Raw genomic sequence first — 20,090 nt, forward strand, 5'->3', positions numbered from 1 at the left:
TGTGCTCTAACTTTTACACGCGCCGGGGAATACATTGGATAGTTTTACTTCCGAAATAGTTTCTGTGGTAAATTTGTACATTAGCTTTTTCAGGATCATACTCCGGCATTAAAAACAGCATCGAACCATCAGGAAGTATATGAGCATTAATTCACAAAACGTACTGGATTATCCCAATAACAATACCATTTTCATGGTATGGAATTTTAAAGAAGGTATAGCCGTCAAAGAAGCTTTCCAAAACCTATGTGCCCTGATCAGTAACCTGAACAATTCGGCCCGTACAAGGTTCCCCGATGCCAGAGCCAGTGTGGTGCTGGGAATTGGGTTTGAAGCCTGGCATTTGCTGGAATTGCCTTCACCGGTCCCGAAAGAATTTGAAACATTTTCGCCCATTGCAGGAGCCAAACATATGGCAGTAGCAACCAGGGGTGATTTGCATTTGCATATCCGCTCAGATGCTTTTAGCTACTGCGTGGATGCCGCTTCTGCAATAACAGATATATTACGGACTGTGGCTGTAAATGCGCAGGAAGTACATGGCTTCAGATATTGGGATAGCAGAAGTATTTTAGGATTTGTAGATGGAACTGAAAACCCGCATGGAGAAGACAGGGCGTATTTTGGACTTATCGGTGATGATGATCCCGTCTACAAAGGCGGCAGTTATCTCTTTGTACAAAAATATCTCCATGACCTGCAGGCATGGAAGTCCTTGCCGGTCATGGAGCAGGAAAAAGTAATGGGCAGATCGAAAGCCGACGATATTGAAATGCCTGATGGTGTGAAGCCTTCCAATGCCCATTCCGCGCTGGCAAATGTGGGCGATGATGCCAGGATCGTAAGGGATAATATGCCATTTGGCAATATCGCCAGCAATGAAATGGGTACTTATTTCATCGCCTATGCCAGTTCATTTCAGACCGTAAAAAAAATGCTGACCAATATGTTTGTTGGTGTGCCGGAAGGCAACTACGACCGCATACTGGATTTCAGCACTCCCCATACCGGCAGTTTGTTTTTTGTACCAACTTTTGAAATGCTGGAAAGCTTTTGATGGGGGGTGTTAACCCTGTTTTCCTGTTAATTTGTTTGCAGCATTTCGAGAATGCGCTCATTCCTTATGATCATCATTCCCTGCCTGTCTTCCGTAATGCCTTCTTCCACTTTATAGGTATACCTGGGCCTGGCACCATCCATGATGGTGGGCATGAATCTGAATTGTATATTTTTCGTTTCTTTCAATGCTTCGCCAACCTCGATGATATGGGTACTCACAATGAACAAACAATCCTGGTATTCGGCAAATGCTTCCGTTACAGCCAGCGTTCCATCGTAAGCATCTTTCACATTGGTGCCTTTGAACAGTTCATCGAACATGAGCAATAAGCGTTTTCCGCTGCTGGCTGCATCCGCAGCTTGTTTTACGCGCACCACCTCCGCATAGAAATGGCTATAACCAAGGCCGATATTATCTGCAACGTTGATAGAGGAATACATGCCTTCACGTACCGAGAATTCAAATTGTGAAGCTGCCACCGGGAAGCCCATATGCGCGAGGTAGATGCCAATACCGATCGATTTCATTAATGTTGATTTACCAGCCATATTTGCACCGGTGAGAAAGATCACATTTTGCGCTTCACTCATATGAATATCGTTACCGATGGCTTTATCAATGCAGGGGTGTGCCAGATTTTTTACCTGCAATACATTCCGTTCAGGAGCTAACGCTTTCGCATACGTGAATCCTTTCTTCCTGGCAACATTACTCACGGCAATGTATAGGTCAAGTTCATAGATGAACTGAAGCAGGTTATCCATTTCAGCGGGGAAACGGCTCTTCAGCAGATGGGCATATTGAGCAAGAAGGGTAACCGGCAGGTCTTTGTAGATATCGGTGTTACGTAATTTTTCAAGTTGTTTGTCTGACAAAACCCGGAGAAGCTGGTTGATGCGATCGGCAAGCGGGCTCTGTAGTTTCTGCAAAACTTCCAAAATACCATGACAACGGTTTATGGTAACGATAGTTGCCTGCAATCCCTGCACCGATTTCTTATACCGTTCATCGCGGGTGAGCTTGCTGAGCAGTTTCTGGGTGAGTAAGCTGGTAATGGTGGTGAAAGCACTCTTTCCGGTGCCTGCATCGAGGTATTCCCGCATGATATTCAGTTGCTGCACATCAAAGGAAAAGCTTAGGTTCGATTGCTGAAAGAAGCTGAAAACCTTACTTCGTTGATTGATGCTTTCTGCATCCAGCAGGGGATTGCGGAACATCGTATCCAGCAATTGTTCTCCGCCACGGGTTTTAACTTCATTGAAAAGATGGTAAACCGATCCCTGCCTGAATTTTCCCAGCAGGTTCAGCTCATCCACCGTTTGTTTATCTGTATTGAATTGCATTATTTAAGATTTAATCAGCGTGTGCCCAGTCGCTCGCCTCCGGCGAGTGACTTTTGTTTGTTCGCCTCCGGCGAACACGGTGTCGCCGGAGGCGACAAAATAGTGGTCACTCACCGGAGGCGAGCGACTGCGGCACTCCGACAATTCGTTGGACTGCCCGCTTGCGGCCATTCTTCAAGGTTTCCAGGATGCCTTCATTCCGGATGATGATCATACCGTGGCGGTCAGCAGTAATGCCGCGCTCTAACGTATAGGTATATTCGGGTACGTTTCCGTTCATTCTTGTAGGCAAAAACTGGAAACCGATACTCGGCACCTGCTTCAAACGTTCTCCTGCTTCCACAATATGGGAAGAGATGATGAACATACTGTTCTTCTTTGCCGCAAAGGCAATGGTGATCTCCACAGTGGCTTCATGCGCATCTTTCACATTGGTGCCGCGGAACATTTCATCAAAAATGATGAAGAGCGATTTATTCGCCTGCAGTTCCGACGCCACTTTCTTCACTCTTAACACTTCCGCATAGAAATGGCTGGCGCCGATGCCGAGATTGTCAGGCAGGTTAATAGTGGTATAAATACCATCAAGTACAGAGAATTCCATCTCGGATGCCGCTACCGGAAAACCAATATGCGCCACATATACTGCTGTACTCACAGATCTTAAAAACGTAGACTTACCTGCCATGTTTGCGCCAGTGAGAAAAACCACGTTATTTGAGGCATCCATCGAAAAATCATTGCTCACCGGTTTCGCCAGCTCAGGATGATAAACACCTTTGAGGCGAAGAATGCTTTTTCCCTTTTCTAAGGCTTTGGGAAATACGAAATTTCTTTCACGCGCTACTTTGGCCACAGAAAGATAAACATCCAGTTGATAGATCTGCGCCAATAATTGTTCAATCTTGCCACGCTCACGATGCCGGAACAACAGGTCATAAGCTGTGATGGCGGCATAGGAGAGCTTCCCTTTTTGCTGCTCCCGCAGTACCGGTTCAAAAGCAGGGTCGAGGAGGAGGGAGGCAATCGCCTCCCTTTCCTTTGACCAGGATTTCATGGCTATGACCTCCTTTGTATCTATGAAAGTTTTGATCTGCTGCACCAATGTGATCAGTGCCGTGACGCCATTGCTGATCTCTTTTTCACTCAATACGGAATGTTGTGTTCCTTGTTTTTTCTGTTCATCCGCCGCAAGCAAATATTTTTCCGCCATATCAAATAGTGCGCCTTCAAAAGGGAAGCGCATATTCATGCCCGCGAAACTTTTGATGATATCGCTTCTTCGGTTGATCTCCTGCTGATCACACAATGGTTTAGTGAACATCTCTTTCAATACTGCTTCTGCACCGCGGGTATGTGAATAATTGTAGAGATCAAATAATCCCTGGCTGTCGCGCTTTCCGAAGATCCGCAGATCTTCTATCGTTTGTTCATCAGTTTGTAAATACATCTTTTATTATTTTCTTTTCCGGCGGATCAGGAGTACGGTGCCGCCTATTAATATGATTGCCGGCAATACCCATACAAATGCAATTTTTTGATAGTAGGCGGTGCGTTCACCAATGGTCATAAAGAGGTCCCGGGGATCTGGTCTAGGCATAAAGACAGGGAATTGATTATTCGTTAACCAGCTATAGGATGACATCAGAATAGTAAAGTTGACCGGAAGATCGCCGACTCGCAGGTTGCCGGCAAAATCAGCATCCCCGGCAATCACCACCCGTTGTTCTTTGCCATTGACGGTGCGCGTCATTTTTTGCAGGGGCTTGAACGAATGCCCTCCGATATCGCCTTCCATTGGATTGAAGGGAGGTAGAATGGAATCTATCACAACAGGGCCGGCTTTCAGCCATGTTTTGTCAGCCAACGTAACAGCCAGTGAATCTGACCTGAATCCCTTTTCACCGGTAACAGTAATACCTGTGACGCCAGGCATCAGGAGACGAATTGTATCACCCCTCTTTAGCTTTTTCGATGCTGCCAGGTCTTCCGAAAGTCCACCGCAGGCCTTCGTCAATAAAGGGAATACCTTGTCAGGTGTTTCGTCGGGGGTGGGCTGCAGTATTTGTCCATGCATCAGCTGAACGCCGAGATGCGACAATAATGGATTCACCACATATTGTTTTCCTGGTTCACTGCTTACCATCAGATTGCCTCCCTTATCGATATAGTTCTTCAATTTGTCCATCACTACCGGGCCCAGGTCCATTTTGGGATCGGCCAAAATCAGCGCATTCAAATCATTTGGAATATCCTGTGAAGAAAGGTTGATAGTATCAACATCAAAACCGGTATTCAGCAGGGAAACCCGCATGCCTTTATGGGCAGAATGAAGCGCATACTCACGTTCTCCCGTCTTAATGATACTGCGTTCCAATTCACCAGTTACAAATCCTACCTGCGGCATATCTGTCCCCAACACGCGTTTGAGCGCCGCTATCATATTTGATTCGTCCGGCCAGCAACGGGTATCAGCGTAAGTCCGGAGGAAAGTGGTGCGCCCCTTGTACTTCAGTTGCATCACCAGATGGTACCCTTCAGGATTGAGGTCAATAACCTTGCGCATTTCATCTGGTGCTTTGAACATATCCAGGCTGGCGTCGATCAACTCTGCCGTCTCTGTTGCTATCTCAGTCAAAGGCTTACCCGGGAATCCACGGTATAATGCACTATCGTCATGTGCAGGATCATTGTCATAATAATACTCATACTTAAAACGAATATCCGGTTTGAAACGGAGGTAAGGCTCCCAGAGACCATCCAGGTAATTTGAATTACGCGCTTCGGGCATACCCCGCCCGAGCCCCCTTCCCAATAAATTAGTGTAGAGTGTAACTTCCAGTGCACTGTCCTTACTGAACTCACGTAAGGTGGCTTGTGTTTTGGCATGAATGGTATTCTGATTCCCGGCAGAAGTATCCCAATAACCAGTCAAAGCCGGCCGTGAACTGACATAACCAATGCATACTACCACTACAAACACCGCAAGGTATCTTCCCACTTTGATGAATGAGGATTTGGATTGTCTGTTATTTTGTAGCCTGATGAATGTGAAAGCCATGAACATGAACGTAATCACTACAAAATAAATCACATCCTTTGTTACAATCAATCCATAAAGCATTTTATTGGTCCGGTTTTGCAGCGAAAGCAGGTATGTAAGGTCACGTACAAAATCGTACCGTTGCCATAAGCTCCCAATATGAGTCAGTATGAATAACACCACAAAAGTAGCGAGGGCAGATACGATCTGGTACGAGCTCAGGCAGCTCATGAACATACCGATAGCAGAATAGGTACAGATCAACAGGTAAAAGCCCAGCGCTGCCGACAACAACATCCCATGATCTGCGTGTTTGATCTCCACGATACCGGCTACAAGAAAAAGTGTAATGATCAGCAGCAACAACAGGTTGTACAGCATGATGCCAATATATTTACCAAGGACCACCCTTCGCAGGTTTACCGGGGAGGAAAAAAGTAAGGCAGTGGTGCCGCTATTCACTTCCCGGCTGATCAAACCCATAGTAAGAATAGGAATGAACAAGTACAGGTTGCGTGTGATAATATGGAGAAACGATTTAGTATAAAAAATATCTTTTGTCAGAGATTCCGCCGCCCCTGTATAAGAGGGCATATTTTTCAAAAGAATTTCCTGGGTATTAGCCCAATCATAAACCGGTCCGGTAAAGAAAACGGCACACTGGACCAGGAAGACGAGGAGGAAGAACCAGGCAATAGGTGAGTAAAACAAGTATCGAAACTCGTTTTTTGCTATACTGAATATAACCTTCATGGCAACGATTTATTTATTTTCTTTTTCTTCTGATTAAAATGACAGTACCTGTTACCAGTACTACTGCTGGCAGGATCCAAAGCAATAGTATTCTTTGAACGCTTGCACCAGCCGGGCTCAACAGGAAGACATTGTCATTAGCTCTTGGGTAGGGAGTGTATACAGGAAATTGGTTGTAGGATAGCCAGCTATAAAGAGGATCAATAAGACTATTCTTTTGCCGAAAATTACTGAGGAAATCCGCGTCTCCCGCAATGATGATGCGTTGTTCTTTGTTATTGCGTTGTCTTGATAACGCTATAGCAGTAGCGAAAGATGTTGACTTGATATCGCCCTCATGCGAACTGAACACGGGCGTAATGGAATCCAACACCAGCTTGCCTGCTTTCAGCCATGCCCTTCCCGGGCTGGTCATGTACAGGGGTTTAACGGTAAAGCCGCTACTGTCAGACCAGGAAATCCCTGTTGCTCCTGCAAAACCGGCTCTCAAACTGTCTGCCCTGCTGCCGTGTTCCCATATATATTTGCGTTGTAACAATGCAGTATGCTCTGCCAGATCAAAAGCACCAAACGTATAGTAATAGGTTATTTTATCCGGTGTTTCGTCCCTGCTGGGCTCCACCAGCTGGCCATTGCTGAACTGAACGCCCGTTTGAGACAGCAGCGGGTTCAGCACATACTGCTTGCCAGGCTCGCCCGTCACCAGCATGTTACCACCATTATCGATATAATTTTGCAGCTTGTTCAATACCGTTGGCGTCAGATCCATTTTTGGATCCGCCATTACCAGGAGGGATGCCGAATCCGGTATTGGCTGAGTAGAGAGATTAAGACTATCGGCATCAAAGCCTGTATTGATCAGAGCGAAACGATTACCCTTGTCCAGCACATGAGTAAAGTATTCCCTTTCTCCTGTTTTGTAGACACTGCGCTCTAAGTTTCCCGTAACAAAGTACACTTTGGGAATTGGCTCCTCCAGCAATCTGCTGAAAGCTGCATTCATATTTTGCTGATCAGGCAGCATCTTTGAATCAATATAAAATCTTACCAGCGTACTACGTCCCTTGTATTTCAGCTTCATCACTATCTGGTAATCCTCTGGGGCAAGATCGATCTCCTTACTTATCTTTTCGTATGGTTTGAACATCGCTGAGTCTACCTTTTTTAGTTTCGCAGTCAGCCCCACAATTTCCTGCAGGCTTTTCCCGGGGTATATATCAAAAATGTTCTCAGTGGATTCGGTTAATGCATAATAATATTCATACTTAAAATCGATATCAGTCTTGAAACGTTGGTATCCCTCCCATAATCCGGCAATATAAAAATTGCGGGAACTCGGAAAGCCCAATGATCCATGAATAGCAAAGAGGTTGGTATACAATGTTACTTCCAACGGCGCCTCGTTGAACCTTTTTAATAATTGTTGTGTTCTTGGATGGACCGTATTTGATTTAGTAGCCGTAGTGTCAAAATAACCTGTGAACAGTGGCCGTGAACTGATATAACCAAGTACAAGCGCTCCGGCAACTATGGCCATGTATCTGCTCATTTTCAGATACCAGGGCCTGGTTTCCTGCCCGGCCTTCAATTTCAACAAGGTGAATCCTGTGAACATGGCCATGATAATGAGGTAGTACAAAACATCTTTGGTAGTGAGCAATCCCAGGATCATCTTTTCCAATCGTCCGCCCAGGGAAAGAAACGAGGTCAGGTCCCTTATAAAATCGTACTGCTGCCATAATCCGCCGATACTACTCAAAAAGAACAGTACAATAAAGGTGGCTACAGCCGACACTACCTGGTAAGTAGTCAGGGAAGACATAAAGATGCCGATGGCGGTCAGTGTGGTAAAAAACAGGTAGAGCCCCAGACTCGCACATAGCAAGGGTGGAACATCCAATGATTTGATGGTGGTAAATCCTGCTACCATAAAAATGCCAACAACCGATACCAACAGGAGATTATAAATAGCCATCCCCAGAAATTTTCCCAGTACTATGTTACGGAGCTTCACAGGGGAAGAATACAATAGCCTGATGGTGCCATTATTGAATTCCCGGCCGATGACCCCATGGTCAATAGCGGTACAAACAGAAAGAGATGTGGCAGTATGGTGAAGATGAAACCTCCCTGCATATTCAGGTAGAAGCCACTGGTGAAAGAATCGAAAAACGAAAGTGTTATATCCGGATGGTTTTTATAGGTCAGGTGCATCATTTTTGCAGTGAAGGAAATGATGTTGGTATAATAAAAGGCACACATCGCCATCATCACAACGGTAACAAACCAGGCGATGGGTGAATAGAACAGGTTCCGGAGCTCATTCTTGGCTATTTGAAATATAATGCGCATGGATTATTTTTTGGATAGATGATTATGCGTGCTGAGAGGATAGCTGTTTGAATATGTCATCGAGAAGACCTTTATCAAATCCTATTTCAGTCAACCGCCATCCATACTGTACACTGGCGGTTACCAGTCTTTCCCTGATGTCCGGATCGCCATCGTAATAAATGCGTACCTGCGTAGGCGTTAGGAACTCAACGGAGCTTACACCCTTTACCTGCTGCAGGTCTTCTTTCGAAGGGGGATTCTCCAGGGTGACGAGAACGGTGCTGGCCTTTGAATAATTATTGAATGCCTCCATGGTATCTGAAAACACGATCCTTCCGCTTTCTACCATGATGATCTCCCGGCAGAGCAGGTTGATCTCTGATAAGATATGTGAGGACAACAGCACTGTATGTTCCTGGGAAATTTCCCGGATCAGCTTGCGCGCTTCGATCAGTTGATTCGGGTCCAGTCCATTGGTTGGTTCATCCATCACCACCAGTTTGGGTTTATGGATAATGGATTGGGCGATGCCTACCCGCTGGCGATAACCTCCTGATAGATTTTTGATCAGCCGGGAACTGAAATGCGCAATACCACAACGCTCTTTCACTTCCTCTACAGCAGGTTTTATTTTATGTTTCTCTATCAGTCGAAGGTTCGCACAGTAGGTGAGGTATTCATCGATAGTAAGGTCAGTATACAAAGGCGGTGTTTGTGGCAGGAAGCCGATCTCTCTCTTGGCTGCTTCCGGATCTTTTCGGGCATCTATGCCATTTATATAAACATTGCCTTCCGTCTGGTTGAGCGTACCACAAATGATATTCATGGTAGTGGATTTTCCGGCGCCATTGGAGCCCAGTAAACCAATGATGCCATGTTCCGCGATCTCAATATTGATATCACGAATGGCCCAGCTACTACTATAGCGATGAGAGAGATTTTCAGTTTTTAAGATCATACATTGAATGTTTATGAGTATTTGACAAGGGTATGAGCTGGCCTGACCGATACAGTAAACCGTATCAACCGGGGTGTTTGTCAGACTGCCCGAAAGCAAGCTGGCATTATTGTTTCATTGAATTGACCGCTACCTGTGCGATATTTTTCAGAAGCGGATTTTTGGGAGTTCCTTCAACATTTTCACTGCTCAGCACCTTCTTTATATATGGTTCCATAAAGCATTGTTTTGTACTACTGTTGCTGAAAAAAATATTGTTGCAAATAAAGAGCAGTACAAATATGGAAATGCAGACAAGATTGTCCTTCATAAATCGCATGGCGCGATGCAAATGCAGTTTCACCGTATTGGGCGATAGTTGCAAACAGGCGGCGATCTCAGCTCGTCTCCATCCTTTTTCCTTACTGAGGTGCAGTACGATCTTTTGCTGCTCAGGCAGCCGGTTGAAGATATTTTTGAGCAGCGCATATTTCTCCTTCACGATCAAATAATCTTCAGTTTCAGTGAAGGATGTATTCTTTTCATCACTTAACGATTCATGTATGCGAACCTGTATGTTCATATTTCGAATATACCTGGCTGATAGATTGGTGACTACCCTGATCAGCCAGCCTACAGGTTTATCCGGGATGCTCTTTGCTGTTTGCTGCCATAAAGCCAGAAATGCTTCCTGCACAATATCTTCTGCTGCATGTTGGTTTTGGGTGATCTGCCAGGCTCTGTACTGCAGATGCGGCGTCCAGTCCTGAACGATCTTTGTAAACTGTGCATGAAATATTTGCAGGGGAAGATCATTTTGTGGATGATCCGCTGCCGGGAAAGGTACAGAAGGATAACAGGTGGTGCTGTTCATGAGCTTTCTTTTATTCGCCTGCTGTCAGCGATCATATCAATCCGGGATCCTGAACCCGGCATCTTTGATGAAGCGTCTGATAATATTGAACTTTTGCAGAACAAGTGTTTCATTCGGATGCAGGTCAGTAAACTCCTGGGGAGTATAATTAAAACCTGCCGTGAGAAAAGCCCTGAGATCATCAACTTCCCGGGGCATACACGGATAATCTCCAAACGGAGAATTAAAAGTTGGATAGAACAGGAAGCCGATACCCTGTGGCGCGGGCTCCTCACCGGGAGGCAGCAGCAGCAGCCATGGTGCGTTTGAATAGATATCCAACGGAATGGTAGCTTGTGTTGCGGCTCTCGAAATGCTGTAGAATTCTTTTTGCAACTGAGCTTCGTTGAGATCGCTGAGCCTTCTTGCTGCGATCCCTGCCAGGATGGATGCTGTGTACATTTTTCTTTCTTCACTATTCATCATTTCCACATCTTCTACAGTAATACCAACGGTATTGAATCCGCAAATGGACGTAAACCCATGCGGGATCTGAACGTTTTTGTAGGTATGGTCCGAAAACGAATCGAGCAGCAGGATGCTGGGGATGATGCTGGCAGATGGAAGTTTAGGGATCATTTCAGTTTCCAGCAATTGAAGCAGGGCTTGAATATTGCCCCTCGATGAAAGTAGCTTTGAGTAAAAAGCATTCGTGTAACCAAATGGTGCATAAGTAAAAGTCAGTTTTATATAGGCAAAGCGTTCCGGAATTTCCCCCTCCCTGCTGACCCGCTTTTTGTAAATGGAATCAGTATAGAAAGTGGCAATACCGGTGCTTTTATAGAATGTATAGATCGAATGATCTACGGGATCACTGGGATTGTCTTCGATAACAAAATAGTTTTTGTCGAGGTTGCTGGGTTCAGGGGCTTTTTCTTTGCGGCAACCGGTAAATAGCATACCTGCCAACAGATAGAAGGCAAGTACAAGTGTTGCAGGATTCTGGTGATTGTATAGTTTCATGATGAATAGTGATTGGGATGAATGATAGCGCTGGTCATTGTTTCAGCGGACGGGCGGGTCTTGGTTCATTGGTCAGCAGCCCATTGTTGAATTCGATCTCATCATTGGCGATGGGAACAATCCAGGCTGCAGCATCCTGTTCATAGGGGCCCAGTTCATAATAACCGTTATCTATGTATCCGTTTCCTGCGAACACTACGGAACGATGGGTAATGGATTTGCTGAAAGGATATTTGCTGTTCACTGCATAACGGCGAAGATCAAACCAGCGATGTACTTCAAGGCAAAGTTCGAGCCTTCGCTCATCGCGGATAGCGTTTACGAGTGCGGCGCCTGTTGCATCTACCGGAGGGAGCTCTGACGGTTTGAAGCGCGTTTTCCTGAACTCCTGTAAAGTGTTGCGGGCTTCTTCTGAACGGTCGAGAGCCGCCAATGCTTCTGCTTTGTTAAGGAACATTTCAGACAAACGGAGCAGAAAAATATCACCTGCATCGTCTGCGGCGGGGTTCCTTATTATTCTCCTTTTTGCCACTCTCATTTCTCCTCTGCTGCTCCTCTGGAAGAAAACCTGAAGACGCAGATCAGCAGGGGAATAACTCAGCAAAAGATTTTCGGATGCTTTGTAGGCAGGCTTTGAAGGAATATCATAGTCCAATGCCATAAGATAGGGCACCACCGCGCCGGATCCCATCGTGAATATCACTTCTTCAGCATTCCTGTTGAGAAAATCTTCTCCTGTATTGTATGAGTTCAGGTCTTTCAAATGGTATGTACCGGTATTGATCACCTGGTCTGCATAATAAATGGCCCGCTCATAATTTTCCATGTAGAGATAAACCCTGCTGAGCAATGCCTGTGCGGCTGCCTGGTTAACGCGTATGGTAGAAGACGCATTGGCGCCTGCCAGCGCTTTCTCTGCCTCCAGCAGGTCTGCAATGATCTGGTCATATACCTGTTTAGTAGTACTGCGGACAACAAACTGGTCTTTGATAACAGGATCTGTTTTCAGCGGAACACCAAAATCGGTTGATGCAGTAGCGGATTTATAGGGCTTCCCATAAGTATTCACCAACATGAAATAGTAATACGCTCTCAGGAAAAAAGCTTCTCCGGATATTCTTTTCAAAGTAGCAGCCGGTTCACCTTTTTCTTCCAATAATGGCACATTATGAAGTATGGAATTGATCCGGGCTATCCTGTTGTACAGACCGTTGAAAAAGATATCGCTTTGGACTATTTTTCCATCCGTATTCATACGTGGCTGTAACTGCCAGTAATGAAACCCTGACTCATGTGTTGCATTATAGGTATTTTCAGGTATAATGGCCGCAATATCATCATCCATTACATGCAGCATTTCAGGAGTATTGAATTGAAGATAATCTGCATATACCTCTCCAACCAGCAATTCATCCAGATCGGCTGCCGATTCAATAAAACTGTTGTTCTGTGAATAAGTAGCCAGAAATTTTTTGCAGGAAGAAGTACATACAAACAAGATGCAAAGCAAAAAGATCCGTGTTCTGGTTAGATATGATGGCATAGTGGTGGATTTAGAAACTGATATTGAGGGTGAGTGCATAGACCGGTCTGATGGAAAGACCGATATTGGGAGCGGAGCCGGACTGGGAGGGATCCTGACCACGCAATGCCTTATTGGCAAATGTGTACAGGTTGCTGCCACTGACGGTTATATCAGCTCCCTTGCAACTCAATTTCCTGCATAGCTCATTGGAGAACCGGTAGCCTAGTGAAACATACTGGAGTTTGAGATAATCGCCTTTTACCACCCGCAGGTCTGAGAAATCGTACATCTGGTAGTAATCAGTAGCGAAGCTGGAGGTCAGGTTTTGAATTGCCCACCACGCAATCTGATCATTCTCAATATTCGAAGCTCCCTGTATAGCCGGGATATTGGTAAATTTTTCGTCTCCCGGATAGCGCCATCTATTGGTAAATTCTTTGCGAAGATTCTGTTGTGAACTGGGCCTGAAAGTGCCATAATTCCCTGATGCGATCTGCAGCAACCGGATCTTGCTGCCTACACTATAGCTGAACATAACATTGAGCGTCCAGTTGCCGTAGATGAAGGTATTGCTGATACCGCCCTGCAATACGGGTTCTCTTCTTCCGGACTCCACCATTACCATACTGAAAACCTGGTCTTTCGTCATCTTATTATATTGCGCGAATAGCTCGTCTTTATTTTCGGGTTCAGCGCCATAGAAAACGGGGAAGCCATATTGGGGATCGAGTCCTTTAAAGCGGTATGAATAAAAGGTGTTGACAGATTTTCCATTGACAGGCACTTTACCATCCAGGAAGTCCTGGTAGGTGAGGGTAGCGGCATCCACCATTACATTGCGGCTGTTCAGGTTGTCGTTGATCAGCTTATTGAATACCTGTCCCAGTTGCGGATCGAAGCGCCACAAAAACCTTTTTTTACCGGCTCCCATATTGTCGATAAGCTTGAAGTTCAGACTCAGTTCCACGCCCTGGTTTTCCAATGTTCCTCCATTCACCACATAGTTATTACCCGGTGCTCCGTTCACTGCGGATACTTTCTTTTTAAGGAATGTATTGGTCGTTTTTCTGTAGAAGTATCCCAGTGAGCCGGTGATCCTTCCTTTCAATAAGGTGAATTCAAGCGAGCCATTGTAATCCTGTGTTTTTTCCCAGGCCAGGTCGGGGTTGGGAAAAAACACAGTTGTAGCAGAAAAAGCATCATAAGTAGTATTGACATTTCCTTTTTGGATGATCGTATAAGGTGTTTGACCTTCCAGCATATTCCCGCTCGTACCGAAACCTACACGCAATGCCGCCATATTTACCCACGATACATTCCGCAGCAGGTCTTCATGCAGATTCCATCTGCCAGACAAAGCCCAGGTGGGAAGGAATTTTTCATTGCTCCTTGTACCAAATGAATTGGAGAATTCCTGGCTGGCAGTGGCAGAGATAATATAGCGGTCGTTGAAAACATAGTTAGCCGTCAGATAGGGACGGACGAAATTTTGTATGCTTTCTGTGATGAGAGGAAAGCCATTGGTCGACAGCCAGGAAGCATAGAGTAAGTATTTTGTTACATCTACCTGTGCGAAGCTATGGCCTCTGCCCGGATAATACCCCCTGCTGGTGAGTGTAGTTGAATTGGCCCGAAGGGATCGTAGTTCGGTAGCCGCTTCTACAGTGAGCAGGTGCTTACTTTGCTGATCAAGGAACCTGCTGAAATGGAGACGGCCATTGATACTATAGTTCTGATTCCTGACCTGCTGTCCGCGAAGCTGCCCTCCGAAAGGCATCGGATCTCTGTTTGGATCAATTATATTAAGAAGGGGATTGAATGCACTGTATCTAAGCTGGGTGGCCCATTCTGTATTTTCTTCGAACCAGGCATCCTCACTGGAATTGCCTCCCGAGTAGGCGAGCGTTGACCGGAACTGGATGCCTTTGGCAATCTCATAATTGAGGTCGATACCGGCGGTGTATTCAAAGCTTTCAATTCTTTGCCCGGTATGGTCCATCTCATTGAGGATGTTCATCGTTTTAAAATCCCCGAAGAGTGAGTAACCGACGGTTGAGTAGAAATAGCGCGATCCATCTTCATTATACAATGGGATAGCGCGACTGGTACCATACACATAGTTCAGCAGACCTACCTCTGCGGGAGTATACCTTTTTTTCAATTTGCTCAGCTGAATATTAAAATCGACTTTGAATTTTCGGTAGTTCATCTGCAAGTTCAGTATACCGGTATAGCGGTCGTTGCTTTCTTTTTTGATCACGCCCGGTGCATTATTGTAGCCTACAGAAGCGCGATAGAAGACGGAATTGTTACCACCGGAAACACTCAGCGTGTGACTGGTGGCGAATACATCACGCATCGTATGGCCCATCCAGTCTGTATTGATAGCTTCAGCCCTGTCTACGCTTTTTTTGAATGTCTCATAATCGATCCGGCCGGAATAGTAATCAACAATATCCTTTTCATAAGCTTCCAAAGCGCCACCGCGCAACGGCAATTCTTTTTCGATCATTTCACGGGATACATCAACGCGTTCGCGGGAATCCATCATGTAAACGGACCTGTCGGTATATCTTGGCCTTCGTGTATATGTTCCTGTTATATTGTAGAAAACAGTGGGAGGTCCTGGCTTTCCTCTCTTTGTAGTGATCACGATTACACCATTGGCCGCTCTTACGCCGTACAAGGCAGTGGCTGTAGCATCTTTCAAAACATCTACCTGTTCAATGTCGTAGGGATTTAATCCGGAAATAGCATTGCCCAGCAGGTTTACAAAATCAGGATCGTTGATCCGTTCTGCAGGAATCGGGAAAGGATTGGTGCGTACGATGCCATCCACTACCCAAAGCGGTTCCCTCGATCCCAGGTAAGTGGAAGTTCCCCTGATCCGCAGTTTGGGCGCAGCGCCTGACTGCCCGGAGTTTTGCATGAACATGAGACCAGGCACACGTCCCTCCAGCATCTTATCAACTGTAGTCAAACCCGGTTGAATAATTGAGTCCATCTTCAAAGAGGTAACTGCACCTGTCAGGTATTTCTGTTTGATCTTCTGGTAGCCGTTATACACTACTGCATCTTCCAGCACTGCATTCGCGCGAGACAGCGCTACGATCACAGTCTTACGGCCACCTACAGGCATTGCTCTTGAATCGAATCCTACGTAAGAAATGAGCAGCTTTGAAGCGGGAAGCATGGGAAGTAATGCCTGACCATTTGCATCGGTAATACGAACGTTTGAAAAATCCGCTGCGTCTGCTACAGTGGCTCCCTGTAATGGATCACCTTCTTCATTCTTCACGATCACAGTAACCGGCATTAATGAAACCTCTTCTGAGGTCCCCGGCTGAACCTGCGCCCCGGCTTTCTTCCGGATGATCACCACACTCTTGTTGATCACATATTCAAGTCCTGTATTGACCAGCATTTTGTCCAGCACTTCGGAAAGCGGCACATCTACCAGGTTGAACGGTGCACTTTTTGATTTACCAGAAACACCCGCATCGATAATGAATTGCAGCTTCACCACCTTGCGTAACTTTTTCAATACCTCTTCAATAGAAGCATTCTCTATCTTCAGGGTAACAAGCTGATTAGCGGGGGCAGGGGGCACTTGTGCATGTGCCGGATGAAACAGACACAGAAGCAGCATGAGATGGGGAAGGAGCAGCCACCTGTATAACGGCCGGGCATAGACTTCCCTGATGAGAAATTTGATCCTCATAATAAACAGTTTTAGTTCGGTTCGATAAAAGCAGGAAAGGTCTATGTAGGATGAACGAGGCCGGGGCCTGATCGTGGAAGCTTTATGATCAATGGTTATTTTTCGTAGGGCAGCACTGTGATCTTTTTGTTCTTAACACTGAAGCGTACAAGCCCTGTCTGTTCAATGGTTTCTAGCATATCTGCCACTTGTGGAGTAAGGTGCAGGGCCGCAGAATATTCAATTTTTTTCAACGCCTCATCGCTGAAACTGAGTTGAACATCATATCTTCTTTCCAGTATGGCAGCCAGTTCTTCCAGGGACATTTTATTCATCACCAGTTCATCATTTCTCCAGCTGGTAAGATCTTCGGAAGAAACATTTCTCAGCGCACTTGTGCCTGATCCTGTTTCATAAATTGCCTGCTGATCAGGTGATAATTTCATTGGCTTGCCGGCAGAAGGCCGGAATAACACCATACCCGTAGCGAGCGTTGTATAAATAGTATTGTTGTATGCTTTAACGTTGAAAGAGGTACCCAGAACCTGTACTTCCGCATCAGGTGTATTTTGAAAATCATGTCCGGGCTGATGAACAGACACAATAAAGGGCCATTGTGCACTACTATTTACTTCAAGATAAACTTCGCCCTGTACAAATACTCTTCTTTCCTGCTTATTGAACCTTACAGGAAAGCTGATCTTACTGTCGGCATTGAGCCAAACTTTCGTTCCGTCTGACAATACCAGCGATTGCAGATGGCCTCTTGGAACGATGAGCGTATTCATCAGTGCATTACCTTTATTGTTACTGCCATTCACTGAAGCAGGTTTATCTGCCTGGTAAGTCATGGTACCTTCCTGCTGCTGGATGGTAGTGCCATCTTTTTCACTGAACTGTTTCAGTGAATCCACTTCGATGGTTTGTCCGGCTGCCGTGATCAGCTGCACTTTTGAAGAAGGCATATGTGCTGCCAATCCTTGCTGAATGGATAGCTCTTGTGCATCCTTATCCGGCTTTGGACGCAATACCAGCCAGGCGGCTCCGCCGAGAATGATGAAGCAGGCGGCAGCTGCCCACCTATTCCATGGCCGCTGAATTCCGCGTACCGGCCTCACCGGCGTTTCGCCGATAGTGAGCAGGGTCTTCTTCCAGGCTTCCCCTGTATTGATCTGAAGGGCGCCTGTAAGTAATTCATCGGTACGCAATTGAAGCACCTGGTCCAGGGCCTTCTTTTCTTCCGGTGATAGTTGTTCTACCAGGGAGATCCTTTCCTGTTCAGGCTTTTCGAGGATCATCTCCAGCTTATCCCAGTCTATATTGAATTGTTCCTGTTCCATATGCTTCTATAGTGTGACAAGAGGATCTGTAAATAGGGTGTATGCCCGGGCGAATTATTTAATAAAAAAGTAAAAAAAGATGAGAGCGCTTTCCAAAACTTTGCGCAATTCCTGGTAGGAGAGACGAATATGCATCTTTACCGTATTCACAGAAATGCCCAGCAGGGATGCTATATCCGTATACCGAAGATCAGGGCGACGGCTCAGCAGGAAGACCTTTCGTCTTTGCTCAGGTAATTGATTGATGGCATTGATCAGTTTGAGATAACGCAGTTCTTCCTCAGTATCAGGTCCCGCATTTTCCTGATGGGCTTCAGTTGTGTATTGAGCAGCGTTTTCATGTTTATGCCGGATGTTTTCTTTCTGGAGCTGGTTGAGGGCGGCATTTCTTACGGAGCGGGCGGCAAAGGCTTTCCAGGATTCTTTGATCACTATTGAATCACGTTTCTGCCAGCTGCGGGCAAAGAAATCCTGCACCAGGTCTTCTGCTTCATTCCAGTTACGGGTGATCTTAAAGCAGAGCAGGCAAAGCCATTGATAGTGTTGTTGAAAAAGGGATTCGAATTCCCGGATATCGAGACTGGCAAGATTGAAGGGGCCATCATGATTGTTACTAATCGGCATGCAGCAGCGAATCGGTTGATACGGGAATAATGGAATAAAAGTATTAAAATAAGTTAGAAATGAAACTTTTATCTCCCGGATGAAAACTATTCAACCGCAGGGAATGGTCAGGGACTACCTGCACTTCAACAGCCTGTAATGGAAATGCCCCCGGGATCCGGAGGCATTTCATTATTATACCTGATTAAACTTGTCAGCTTTTCAGCATCTCCAGTATTCCTTCATTCCGTATGATCATCATGCCCTGCCTGTCTTCTGTAATGCCTTCTTCCACTTTATAGGTATACCTGGGCCTGACGCCATCCATGATGGTAGGCATGAACCTGAACTGGATATTTTCCGTTTCTTTCAATGCTTCACCAACCTCGATGATATGGGTGCTCACGATGAACAAACAGTCATGGTATTCGGCAAAGGCTTCTGTAACGGCCAGTGTGCCGTCAAAAGCATCTTTTACGTTGGTGCCTTTGAACAGTTCATCGAACATCAATAATAATCTTTTGCCGCTCGCTGCTGCATCGGCGGCCTGCTTCACGCGCACTACTTCTGCATAGAAATGGCTGTAGCCAAGGCCGATATTATCCGCTACGTTGATGGAGGAGTACATTCCTTCACGAACAGAAAACTCAAAGCTTTTGGCAGCCACCGGGAAGCCCATATGCGCCAGGTAGATCCCAATGCCAATGGATTTCATGAGAGTTGATTTCCCTGCCATATTCGCGCCGGTGAGAAAGATCACATTCAACTCTTCATGCATGAAGAGATCGTTACCGATAGCTTTATCGATGCAGGGATGTTTCAGGTCTTTTGCCTGCAATACATTCTGAACAGGAGCTAACGCTTTCGCATAAGTGAAACCTTTTTTCCTGGCAACATTGCTCACGGCAATGTATAGGTCCAGTTCATAGATGAACTGAAGCAGGTTATCCATTTCAGCAGGGAAGCGGCTTTTCAGCAAATGATCATACTGCGACAGGATGCCTACCGGCAGATCTTTATAAATATCGGTATTGCGCAGTTTGTCAAGCTGCTTATCTGCCAGTATGGCTAAGAGTTGGTTCACCCGGGCATCCAGCGGACTTTTCAATTGTTGTAACAACTCCAGCATCCCATGGCAGCGGTTCAACGTAACGATGGTGGCCTGCAGCCCCTGAACGGATTTTTTGTACCGTTCATCGCGGGTGAGTTTGCTGAGCATCTTCTGGGTGAGCAAGCTGGTAATTGTGGTGAATGCACTCTTTCCGGTGCCTGCATCGAGATATTCCCGCATGATATTCAGTTGCTGCACATCAAAGGAAAAGCTCAGGTTCGATTGCTGGAAAAAATGGAAGATGCTACTGCGTTGATTGATACTCTCCGCATCCAGCAGGGGATTGCGGAACATCTGGTCCAGCAATTGTTCTCCTCCGCGCGTTTTGACTTCATTGAACAGGTGGTAGACCGATCCCTGTCTGAATTTTCCGAGCAGGTTCAGCTCATCAACCGTTTGTTTATCTGTATTGAATTGCATTATTGTTAGATTTAATCAGCGTGTGCACAGTCGCTTGCCTCCGGG

General features: G+C 45.8%; 14 protein-coding genes. 1 reads left to right on the forward strand and 13 read right to left on the reverse strand.

Annotation, left to right across the window (positions count from 1 at the left end; translation table 11 throughout):
* Positions 1–139: 139 nt before the first annotated feature.
* The gene (locus FSB84_RS23255) at positions 140–1,057 is read left to right on the forward strand and encodes a Dyp-type peroxidase (protein ID WP_130540255.1); all 918 of its coding nucleotides are present in this window, start codon (positions 140–142) and stop codon (positions 1,055–1,057) included.
* 26 nt (positions 1,058–1,083) lie between these two features.
* Here the strand turns inward: FSB84_RS23255 and FSB84_RS23260 are convergent, their stop codons facing one another.
* The 13 genes from FSB84_RS23260 to FSB84_RS23320 form a co-directional block, all read right to left on the reverse strand.
* Complete coding sequence (locus tag FSB84_RS23260; protein WP_130540256.1) at positions 1,084–2,403, reverse strand: MutS-related protein; 1,320 nt, start codon at positions 2,401–2,403, stop codon at positions 1,084–1,086.
* A 106-nt stretch (positions 2,404–2,509) separates the two neighbouring features.
* Complete coding sequence (locus FSB84_RS23265) at positions 2,510–3,853, reverse strand: MutS-related protein (protein WP_130540257.1); 1,344 nt, start codon at positions 3,851–3,853, stop codon at positions 2,510–2,512.
* Positions 3,854–3,859: 6 nt separating this feature from the next.
* The gene (locus FSB84_RS23270; RefSeq protein ID WP_130540258.1) at positions 3,860–6,199 is read right to left on the reverse strand and encodes a Gldg family protein; all 2,340 of its coding nucleotides are present in this window, start codon (positions 6,197–6,199) and stop codon (positions 3,860–3,862) included.
* Between the two features lie 13 nt (positions 6,200–6,212).
* Positions 6,213–8,213, reverse strand: a complete 2,001-nt coding sequence (locus FSB84_RS23275) for a Gldg family protein (protein WP_262713769.1) — start codon at positions 8,211–8,213, stop codon at positions 6,213–6,215.
* Complete coding sequence (locus FSB84_RS23280) at positions 8,210–8,551, reverse strand: hypothetical protein (protein WP_147122314.1); 342 nt, start codon at positions 8,549–8,551, stop codon at positions 8,210–8,212. The genes FSB84_RS23275 and FSB84_RS23280 overlap by 4 nt, the downstream gene beginning before the upstream one ends.
* A 22-nt stretch (positions 8,552–8,573) precedes the next feature.
* Positions 8,574–9,491, reverse strand: a complete 918-nt coding sequence (locus FSB84_RS23285; protein ID WP_225979870.1) for an ABC transporter ATP-binding protein — start codon at positions 9,489–9,491, stop codon at positions 8,574–8,576.
* Positions 9,492–9,597: 106 nt separating this feature from the next.
* Entirely contained in the window at positions 9,598–10,344 is a 747-nt protein-coding gene (locus tag FSB84_RS23290; protein WP_130540260.1) for an RNA polymerase sigma factor, read from the reverse strand.
* Positions 10,345–10,380: 36 nt separating this feature from the next.
* Complete coding sequence (locus FSB84_RS23295; protein ID WP_130540261.1) at positions 10,381–11,346, reverse strand: hypothetical protein; 966 nt, start codon at positions 11,344–11,346, stop codon at positions 10,381–10,383.
* 34 nt (positions 11,347–11,380) lie between these two features.
* Positions 11,381–12,889 (reverse strand): RagB/SusD family nutrient uptake outer membrane protein, encoded by a 1,509-nt coding sequence (locus tag FSB84_RS23300; protein WP_158644079.1) that lies wholly within the window; start codon positions 12,887–12,889, stop codon positions 11,381–11,383.
* 10 nt (positions 12,890–12,899) lie between these two features.
* Positions 12,900–16,592 (reverse strand): SusC/RagA family TonB-linked outer membrane protein, encoded by a 3,693-nt coding sequence (locus FSB84_RS23305; RefSeq protein ID WP_130540263.1) that lies wholly within the window; start codon positions 16,590–16,592, stop codon positions 12,900–12,902.
* Positions 16,593–16,687: 95 nt separating this feature from the next.
* Entirely contained in the window at positions 16,688–17,911 is a 1,224-nt protein-coding gene (locus FSB84_RS23310) for a FecR family protein (RefSeq protein ID WP_130540264.1), read from the reverse strand.
* Positions 17,912–17,965: 54 nt separating this feature from the next.
* Entirely contained in the window at positions 17,966–18,535 is a 570-nt protein-coding gene (locus FSB84_RS23315; RefSeq protein ID WP_130540265.1) for an RNA polymerase sigma-70 factor, read from the reverse strand.
* 193 nt (positions 18,536–18,728) lie between these two features.
* The gene (locus FSB84_RS23320; protein WP_130540266.1) at positions 18,729–20,045 is read right to left on the reverse strand and encodes a MutS-related protein; all 1,317 of its coding nucleotides are present in this window, start codon (positions 20,043–20,045) and stop codon (positions 18,729–18,731) included.
* Positions 20,046–20,090: the final 45 nt, after the last annotated feature.

The organism is Pseudobacter ginsenosidimutans (genome assembly GCF_007970185.1).
In the GTDB taxonomy this organism is placed as follows: domain Bacteria; phylum Bacteroidota; class Bacteroidia; order Chitinophagales; family Chitinophagaceae; genus Pseudobacter; species Pseudobacter ginsenosidimutans.

Excerpts from the sequence above, each read along its gene's own strand:
- FSB84_RS23265 (WP_130540257.1), bottom strand. The coding sequence starts at position 3,853 with ATGTATTTACAAACTGATGAACAAACGATAGAAGATCTGCGGATCTTC.
- FSB84_RS23315 (WP_130540265.1), bottom strand. The coding sequence starts at position 18,535 with ATGCCGATTAGTAACAATCATGATGGCCCCTTCAATCTTGCCAGTCTC.
- FSB84_RS23255 (WP_130540255.1), top strand. The coding sequence starts at position 140 with ATGAGCATTAATTCACAAAACGTACTGGATTATCCCAATAACAATACC.
- FSB84_RS23260 (WP_130540256.1), bottom strand. The coding sequence starts at position 2,403 with ATGCAATTCAATACAGATAAACAAACGGTGGATGAGCTGAACCTGCTG.
- FSB84_RS23285 (WP_225979870.1), bottom strand. The coding sequence starts at position 9,491 with ATGATCTTAAAAACTGAAAATCTCTCTCATCGCTATAGTAGTAGCTGG.
- FSB84_RS23305 (WP_130540263.1), bottom strand. The coding sequence starts at position 16,592 with ATGAGGATCAAATTTCTCATCAGGGAAGTCTATGCCCGGCCGTTATAC.
- FSB84_RS23320 (WP_130540266.1), bottom strand. The coding sequence starts at position 20,045 with ATGCAATTCAATACAGATAAACAAACGGTTGATGAGCTGAACCTGCTC.
- FSB84_RS23270 (WP_130540258.1), bottom strand. The coding sequence starts at position 6,199 with ATGAAGGTTATATTCAGTATAGCAAAAAACGAGTTTCGATACTTGTTT.
- FSB84_RS23310 (WP_130540264.1), bottom strand. The coding sequence starts at position 17,911 with ATGGAACAGGAACAATTCAATATAGACTGGGATAAGCTGGAGATGATC.
- FSB84_RS23300 (WP_158644079.1), bottom strand. The coding sequence starts at position 12,889 with ATGCCATCATATCTAACCAGAACACGGATCTTTTTGCTTTGCATCTTG.
- FSB84_RS23280 (WP_147122314.1), bottom strand. The coding sequence starts at position 8,551 with ATGCGCATTATATTTCAAATAGCCAAGAATGAGCTCCGGAACCTGTTC.
- FSB84_RS23295 (WP_130540261.1), bottom strand. The coding sequence starts at position 11,346 with ATGAAACTATACAATCACCAGAATCCTGCAACACTTGTACTTGCCTTC.
- FSB84_RS23290 (WP_130540260.1), bottom strand. The coding sequence starts at position 10,344 with ATGAACAGCACCACCTGTTATCCTTCTGTACCTTTCCCGGCAGCGGAT.